Genomic DNA, 7,931 nt, shown 5'->3' with positions numbered 1-7,931 from the left:
TGCAGCGGCGCCCGGTGGGTGAGGGCGATCCGCGCGGCCGCGAACGCCACCGCCGTCACCGCCACGGCGGCGGGCCCGGCGTGCACCAGCGGCGGCACCGGCCCGGGGAAGAGGTAGGAGATCGCGTACCCGAGGGCGGCGGTCGGCCCGACCACCAGCGCGACCAGCCCCGCGCCGGTCCCGGCGACCCGCGGCAGCGAGCCGCCGCGGGCCCGCATGAGCGACAGCGCCTGGTCCATCCGGCCGATCAGGAGCTGCACGGCCAGCAGGATCACGCCGGCCGCCACCACGAGCAGCCCGCCGAGCACCAGGAACATCACGACCTGCGCGGTCGTCAGCGCGGCGCGGAACTCGGTGAGCAGTCCGGGCAGCCCGGTCGAGACGACGGTGCCGGACAACAGGCCGGGCTGCACCTGCAGCACCCGCGTGTACTCGGCGATGGCCTCGTCCAGGGCGCCCGTTTCGCGGGCTTCGGGCCGGGACGGGTCCACCGGCAGGACCCACCGGTAGGACAGGTTGCGGCCGCCACCGCCCAGCATGCCCAGCGCGGCGTCGCCGACCAGCGCGGTGGTGTGGAACTCCTCCTGCGTCCCGCCCGGGCGCTGGAGCCAGGTGACGTTCAGGATCTCGCCGTTGTGCGACCAGTAGCCGTCGGCGGCGTCCCGCGCGCGGAAGACGCCGACGACGCGCACGGCGGCGAGGTCGCTCTGACCGATGACCGTCAGGTCGCCGACCTTCAGCCGCATCCTCTCGTGGGCGTCGGCGGAGACGCCCACCTCGTAGAGGGGAAGGTCCTGCCCCTGCCACCGGGTGGTGCCGACGTTCTCGGGGGCCCGGCCCTCGATCCACTCGACCCGCCGTTCGGCGTCGGACAGCCAGCCGAGGTTGACGTACCTGAGCCCGCCCGAGCCGTACACCGGCGTGTTGTGGGTCCTGGCGCCGGCGTGTCCCGTCTCGCCGAGCACGCTCTTCAGCGGCTCGGGCACCAGCTCCCGGTACCGCTCGCCGTGCGCGGCGAACTGGCCTGGCTCGCGCGGCTCGCCCTCCCGCCCGGACGAGGTCAGCGTCGCGGTCACGTCCCGCTGGTAGGCGGGCGCGCCGGCCAGCGACGCCCGCAGCGCGCTGTCGAAGGCGGCCTGCAGCGTCCGCGGCAGGCCCGCCACGAGCACGCACGCGCTCAGCGCGAGCAGCCCCAGGACGGCCGCCGTGCCCCGGTGCACCCGGGCAAGCCGCAGCACCCTCACGAGTCCTCCCCGATGCGCAGCGCCCGGCCGAGGCCCCGGCGGCGCAGGTTGCGGGCCAGACCGGCGACGATCCCGAACAGCACGGCCGCCATCCCGGCCAGCAGGCCCGCTGTCGCCCCCCACGGGATGTCGAGCAGCACCTCGGGGGTGACCGCCGACGCCTGCCCCGTCAGCACGATGCGCGGGACCACCAGGCGGCCCACCACCGCCGCCAGCGCCGTGCCGGCCACCAGCGAGAGCACGACCACGAACGCCTGCTCGACCGCCAGCAGCCCGAACACCTGCCGGGAGCTGACGCCGAGCGCGCGCAGGAGCGTGAACTCGGCCATCCGCTCGCGGGCGGCCACGGCCGCGTTCACCAGGAAGCCGAGCGCGGCGAACACCAGCGCGGCCAGGAAGCCGAGGATGAGCGCGCCTTGCAGGCCGCTGGCCAGCGGGTCGTCACGCAGGCCGGCGGCCAGTTCGCCCCGGTCGACCACGGTCACGTCCCACGCGGGGTTGCTCCGCAGCGCCAGCGCGGCCGGCCGGGTGTCGCCGTCCTCGACGGCCAGCCACCACTCGGTGGCGGGTCTGGGCGGCCGGCCGTTCGTCAGGTCGTACGCCTGTAGGGTCTCCCAGTCGGCGAGCAGGGCCGGCCGGCCGGGTTCGGTGGTGGGCATCTGTTCGACGACGCCGGCCACAGTGACGTCGATGACCTGGCGGTCCAGGTTGACGCGGCCCGTCTGCCCTGCCGCCAGCTTGTTCGCGGCGGCGAGGTCGGAGGTGAGCACGACCGGCAGCGGGCGTGACGGCGGAGCCGGGGTGAACCCGGCCACGACCGGCCGCTCGTCCGTCACCTCCAGCCGCACCTCGGGCGCGCCGACCGGCTGCCCGTCGGCGCTCAGGCCCGACAGCGTGACGGTCGCCTCGCCCTGCTCCGGGAGGGTGGCGGCGAAGCCGCGCACCGACAGCGGGTAGGCGATCTCACCGCTGCGCCCGGCCAGCCCTTTGAGGTCCGCGCTCAGCCGTCCCTTCCCGGCGGCGGTCAGCGGCAGGTCACGCCACACGCCGAGAGAGTCGGAGACGCGCACGCGCAGGGGCAGGCTGCGGTCGGTGCGCGCCTCGACGGAGAGCGCGGCGGGCCGGCCGGGCAGTTCGAGAGCCCCGTCGGCGGGCCGGCCGGCCACCAGCGCGCGGCTCATGCCGGCGAGGGACTGACCGGACAGGTCGGGACGGAGCCGGAAGAGCGTCTCCAGCTCGGCGACGTTCAGGGAGAGCAGAACGGCGGCGTCGCCGCCCAGCTCCACCTGGCCGCGGAAGGCGGGCGAGGCGGCGGTCACGCCCGGCAGCGCGGCGAACGCGCTGCCGCGCCCGGACGACCCCAGCTCCGGGGAGTCGGGCGGGCCGGACAGCCGCAGGTCCGCGCCGGACTGGTGGCGCGCCTGGTCGAGCTGGGAGCCGCGCCAGGTGGCGGCGGTGGCCATGGACATGATGGCGATCGCGATCGCCATCGTCAGCAGCAGGGCGGGGCCGGCGTAGCGGAGCGGGCGCCGGCTCACCTGCCAGGCGCCGAGCGCGGCCGCGAGCCCCGGCCGCCTGGCGGTGATCCGCTCCGCCAGCCGGGACACGCGCGGCACCAGCCGCAGGCCGAGCATGCCGCCGGTGAGCAGCGCCAGCGCGGGGCCGGAGACGATGAGCGGGTCGATGCCCAGGCCGCCACCGGTGGTGCCGGTGACGGGCGAGCCGTAGTGCTGGAGCTGCCAGATCGCCAGGGCCGCCACCGCGAGCAGCGCCACATCCGCGCCCGCCCGCTCGATCAGGCCGCGTCCCGCGCCGCGCCCGCGCGTGGCCTGCTCCTCGACGTAGGTGCGGCGCGCGCCCGCCAGGGCCGGCAGCGTGAGCAGCACAGCCGCCGCCAGGGCCACGCCGAACGAGATCAGAAACGTGCCCGTGTCAGCCGACGGCGTCAGACGCACGCCGGTGGCACGGATCCACGGCAGCGCGTTGACCGCGACCAGCAGCGGCGGCCCGAGGAACGGCGCCGCCACCGCGCACGGCACCGCCACCAGCAGCGCCTCGCCGCCCGCCAGCGCGGCCAGCCGGAAGGTGCCCGCCCCGCGCGAGCGCAGCAGCGCCACCTCCATCCGCCGGTGGTCGGCCAGCAGCCGGGCGGTCAGCATGAGCGCGTACGCGGCGAGCAGCATCAACTGCAGCACCGGGATCAGCATCGTGGAGCGCGCCACCAGGGACGCGGTGTCGAGCTGGGTCAGCATGCCGGGCAGCCGGGTGGTGGCCGTGCAGTTCGGGCAGCCGTTCTCCTTCAGCGCCTCGGCCAGGCCGGCCACGTCGGCGGCCAGCGGCCGCAGCCGCTCGGGGGTGAGCGCGCGCAGGTCGGGCACGGCGGTCCAGGTCGTGCTGACGGCGGTGGCGAAGCGGGCGAGGAACGTCTCGCGCGGCACCATCAGCGGCCCGTACGTGGTGAACTCGCCGATCTCGGTCCCACGGCTGAGCAACTGCTCGCCCGCCCAGCGGTCGCCGTACGGGTCGTCGAGCTGGAAGACGCCGGTGACGCGGACCGTGACCCGCCGCCCGTCGAGGCGGCTGCGCACGGTGAACTCCCGGCCCTGCTCCAGGCCGGACGCCGTCGCCGCGGCCAGCGGGATCGCCGCCTCGACGGTGCCGTCCTCGCCGGGGCGCGGCCAGGCGCCGGAGATCAGGCGGGCGTGCTCGTCGAGGCCGTCGTAGCTGCCGAACCTGAGCAGCTCCGGCACCTCGCGGCGCTCCTGGCCGGGCATCGTGTACGAGTCGGAGTGGAAGCTCGTCGAGAACGCGGCGGGCGTGCCGCCGAGCGCCTCGCCCACCCGGGCGCGGACCGCCGCGTCGTAGCGGGGGAACGTCTGATCCGTCACCGGGGCGGTCACGGTCACCGCCACCTGGCGCAGCGGCGCGGTCTCCATGGTCCGTCGCACGCCCGCCTCGGCGATGGAGGAGGCGTACATGGTCAGCGCGACGAGCGTGGTGGTGGCCAGCAGGATCGAGCCGAACGCGGCGAGCAGCAGGAGCGGCTCGCTGAGCGCGCGCTTGACGACCCACGGCCCCCGCATCCGGCCCCTCCTGTTCGCTTTCCAGGAGGATTGGGCAGTGGATCGCTGAGGGGCAAGGGCGTCTGGTCAACGGTGACGGAGACGATGCGGCGTGGCGATGCGTACGTGATATTGAAACTGTGACATTGCGCCATTCGCCCGCATCCGGACAGCAGAAAACGCCGCACTTCATGGAGAAGTGCGGCGCTCCCAGGGCTGGGCCAGGACCTACTTGCTCGCGGAGAGGGCGGCGGCCCGCTTGGCGATCGCCGACTTGCGGTTGGCGGCCTGGTTCTTGTGGATGACGCCCTTGCTCGCGGCCTTGTCGAGCTGGCGGGCGGCGATGCGCTGCAGCGCCACGGCCTGCTCGAGGTCGCCCTGCTCGGCGGCCTCGCGGAACTTGCGGACGGCCGTCTTGAGCGACGACTTGACCGCCTTGTTGCGCAGGCGAGCCTTCTCGTTCTGCTTGTTGCGCTTGATCTGGGACTTGATGTTCGCCACGAAGAAGCCTCGGTGAAAGTCTGAAGTGGTGGATGAAGCGCGCGGGCTCGTTGAGAGGGCGCGCCACACGCAGTTGCTCAGGCTACCAATAACCCAGCTCGCCGCTCAAATCAACGACCGGTTTCAGGATAGCCAGTTCTCCTCGTACTCCCGCCAGTCCGCCTCTGTGGCCGCGAAGTCCACGTACAGCGCCAGCCCGAACCGCTCGCGCGCGCCGTGCTCCGACAGCGCCAGTTTGGCGCCCTGCCCCGCCAGGGCGACGCTCTCCGCCGCGTCGCCCCACGGGATGCCGTGGTCGTGGTAGGCGGGCGCGCCGACGAGCAGGGACGTCGACTCGGGCACCAGGTCCAGCGCGAGCGCCGCCTGCCGCGCCACGTGCCCGCCGTACAGCGACTCCAGCGGCATGCCCGAGTCGTACGTCATGATCGCGACCTGGTCGACCCGGGACACGACCTCCTGGAAGTAACCGGGCGACCAGTACTTGTCGTGGTCCATGACGGACCTCGTGGCGATCCGCATGAGCGGGTACGGCTCGATCTGCGGGGTCGAGGTGGACACCAGGGCGGCGTGCTTCCTGGTCTCGTCGAGCAGGACGAGGAAGTCCGTGTCACCGTCGCCGAGCGGCTCGAAGTTGTAGTGGACGCCGTCGAAGCCCGCCTTCATGACGGCCGCGACGCCGTCGAGCACGTTCCGGCGGGCGACGGGGTCGTCCAGGTCGAGGCTGCCGGCCTTGACGGACTGCCCGAGCCAGGCCGAGACGCGCACCCCGGCAGATGCCGCTTCACCCACTGTTGCCGGTGCTCATCGCCCAGCCCGCCGGAGCCCCGGTAAACTGGAGGCGGAACGCGGCGGCCAAGACGCCGATCGGCGCGACCACGACGACCAAGGCGAGCGCGATCAGGCGCAGGCCGCGGCGCAGGACGGTTCGGAACATCATCCGGGCATGTCACCATGAAAGACGCTTGACCTCAAACCTGTCGGAACGGACTTCGGTGCGCACTCAGCCTGGCCAGACAGACCCCGCGTTGATCCGCAACTTCTGCATCATCGCGCATATCGACCATGGCAAGTCCACGCTTGCCGACCGGATGCTGCAGATCACGGGGGTGGTCGACGACCGCTCCATGCGCGCTCAGTACCTCGACAGGATGGACATCGAGCGCGAGCGCGGCATCACGATCAAGTCGCAGGCGGTCCGGCTGCCGTGGGACGGCCACGTGCTCAACATGATCGACACGCCTGGCCACGTCGACTTCACCTACGAGGTGTCGCGGTCGCTGCAGGCGTGCGAGGGCGCGGTCCTGCTCGTCGACGCCGCCCAGGGCATCGAGGCGCAGACCCTGGCCAACCTCTACCTGGCGATGAACGCCGACCTCCACATCATCCCGGTCCTCAACAAGATCGACCTGCCGGCGGCGCAGCCGGAGAAGTTCGCCGAGGAGCTGGCCGGGCTGATCGGCTGCGACCCGTCCGACGTGCTGCGCGTCTCGGGCAAGACCGGCGAGGGCGTGCGCGAGCTGCTCGACCACGTCGTCCAGGAGGTGCCGGCCCCGGTCGGCCGGGCCGACTCGGCCGCCCGCGCGCTCATCTTCGACTCCGTCTACGACACCTACCGCGGCGTCGTCACGTACGTGCGCGTGTTCGACGGCCATCTGGGCAAGCGCGAGCGCATCCTCATGATGTCGACCGCCGCCACCCACGAGACGCTGGAGATCGGCGTCATCTCGCCCGAGCCGAACCCGGCCGAGCTCGGGCTCGGCGTCGGCGAGGTGGGCTATCTGATCACCGGCGTGAAGGACGTCCGCCAGTCGCGCGTCGGCGACACCGTCACCTCCGCCGTCAAGCCGGCCAAGGAGATGCTCGCCGGCTACGAGCACCCCAAGCCCATGGTGTTCTCCGGCCTCTACCCGATCGACGGCGACGAGTACCCCGAGCTGCGCGAGGCGCTCGACAAGCTGCAGCTCAACGACGCCGCGCTCGTCTACGAGCCGGAGACGTCGGCGGCGCTCGGGTTCGGCTTCCGGGTCGGGTTCCTCGGCCTGCTCCACATGGAGATCGTGCGTGAGCGGCTGGAGCGCGAGTTCGGCCTGTCGCTGATCTCCACCGCGCCCAACGTGATCTACCGCGTGGTCATGGAGGACGGCACCGAGCTGACCGTCACCAACCCGTCGGAGTTCCCCACCGGCGGCAAGATCGCGCAGGTCTTCGAGCCGGTGACCAAGTCGACGATCCTGGCCCCGTCCGAGTTCATCGGCGCGATCATGGAGATCTGCCAGGGGCGGCGCGGCCAGCTCCTCGGCATGGACTACCTGTCGGAGGACCGCGTCGAGATCCGCTACACGCTCCCGCTCGGGGAGATCATCTTCGACTTCTTCGACCAGCTCAAGTCGCGCACCCGCGGTTACGCCTCGCTCGACTACGAGCCGGCCGGGGAGCAGGAGTCCGACCTGGTCAAGGTCGACATCCTGCTGCAGGGTGAGCCGGTCGACGCCTTCAGCGCCATCGTCCACAAGGACAAGGCCTACGCCTACGGCACCGAGATGGCCAAGAAGCTGCGCGAGCTGATCCCCAGGCAGCAGTTCGAGGTGCCGATCCAGGCCGCGATCGGGGCCCGCGTCATCGCCCGCGAGAACATCCGCGCCATCCGCAAGGACGTCCTGGCCAAGTGCTACGGCGGCGACATCTCCCGTAAGCGCAAGCTGCTGGAGAAGCAGAAGGAAGGCAAGAAGCGGATGAAGATGGTCGGCCGGGTCGAGGTGCCGCAGGAGGCGTTCGTGGCCGCGCTGTCGACCGACTCCGGCTCCGACAAGGCCAAGAAGTAGGCCCTACCGCCGCTGCCGGTACGCGTACGCGAAGAGCGCGGCCAGGCCGGCGACCGCCTGGGCGGCCAGGTGGCCGGACGGGTCCTCCGGCCGCGTGACCAGCGCGGCCAGCGCCGGGAGACAGCCCAGCAGGGCCAGGTCCGGGCCGGTGGCCGCCCAGAGCGCCGGGCCCATGGGGATGGCGCCCATAGGGGTGTCGAACAGCGGCAGCGAGTGGTCCACCGGCGGCCTGCGCGCCATCCGGAGCGCGCCCGCCGCCAGCGCGGGCGCGATCAGCGGCCCGAACGCCCACCAGGGGCCTT

6 protein-coding genes and 1 pseudogene are annotated in these 7,931 nt (G+C 72.7%); 1 reads left to right on the top strand and 6 read right to left on the bottom strand.

Translation table 11 applies throughout. The features are described 5' to 3' along the window. The 5 genes from OUY22_RS34435 to OUY22_RS34415 all read right to left on the bottom strand — a co-directional run. Window positions 1-1,244 (bottom strand): hypothetical protein (locus tag OUY22_RS34435; RefSeq protein ID WP_270159484.1); only part of this gene is annotated, 1,244 nt, incomplete at its 3' end. After that, on the bottom strand, window positions 1,241-4,327 hold the full coding sequence (locus tag OUY22_RS34430; protein ID WP_270159483.1) for an ABC transporter permease: 3,087 nt from the start codon (window positions 4,325-4,327) through the stop codon (window positions 1,241-1,243). The genes OUY22_RS34435 and OUY22_RS34430, both read right to left, overlap by 4 nt. Before the next feature lie 207 nt (window positions 4,328-4,534). After that, complete coding sequence (gene rpsT / locus OUY22_RS34425) at window positions 4,535-4,807, bottom strand: 30S ribosomal protein S20 (RefSeq protein ID WP_270159482.1); 273 nt, start codon at window positions 4,805-4,807, stop codon at window positions 4,535-4,537. Window positions 4,808-4,930: 123 nt separating this feature from the next. Then, a complete protein-coding gene (locus tag OUY22_RS34420; RefSeq protein ID WP_270159481.1) occupies window positions 4,931-5,596 on the bottom strand; it encodes a glycoside hydrolase family 18 protein in 666 nt (221 codons plus the stop codon). After that, window positions 5,589-5,744, bottom strand: a complete 156-nt coding sequence (locus OUY22_RS34415; protein WP_270159480.1) for a hypothetical protein — start codon at window positions 5,742-5,744, stop codon at window positions 5,589-5,591. The genes OUY22_RS34420 and OUY22_RS34415 overlap by 8 nt, the downstream gene beginning before the upstream one ends. A 55-nt stretch (window positions 5,745-5,799) precedes the next feature. Between OUY22_RS34415 and lepA the strand changes: the two genes are divergently transcribed. Then, entirely contained in the window at window positions 5,800-7,629 is a 1,830-nt protein-coding gene (lepA, locus tag OUY22_RS34410) for a translation elongation factor 4 (protein WP_270159478.1), read from the top strand. 3 nt (window positions 7,630-7,632) lie between these two features. On the opposite strand, the pseudogene OUY22_RS34405 reads toward lepA, so the two are convergent. Further along, window positions 7,633-7,931 (bottom strand): annotated as a pseudogene (locus OUY22_RS34405) (DUF6297 family protein); the annotation flags it as partial.

This window comes from Nonomuraea corallina, assembly GCF_027620315.1.
GTDB classification, from domain to species: Bacteria; Actinomycetota; Actinomycetes; order Streptosporangiales; family Streptosporangiaceae; genus Nonomuraea; species Nonomuraea corallina.
The sequence above is the reverse complement of the archived record's forward strand: the minus strand, read 5'-3'. Positions and strand labels throughout refer to the sequence as shown.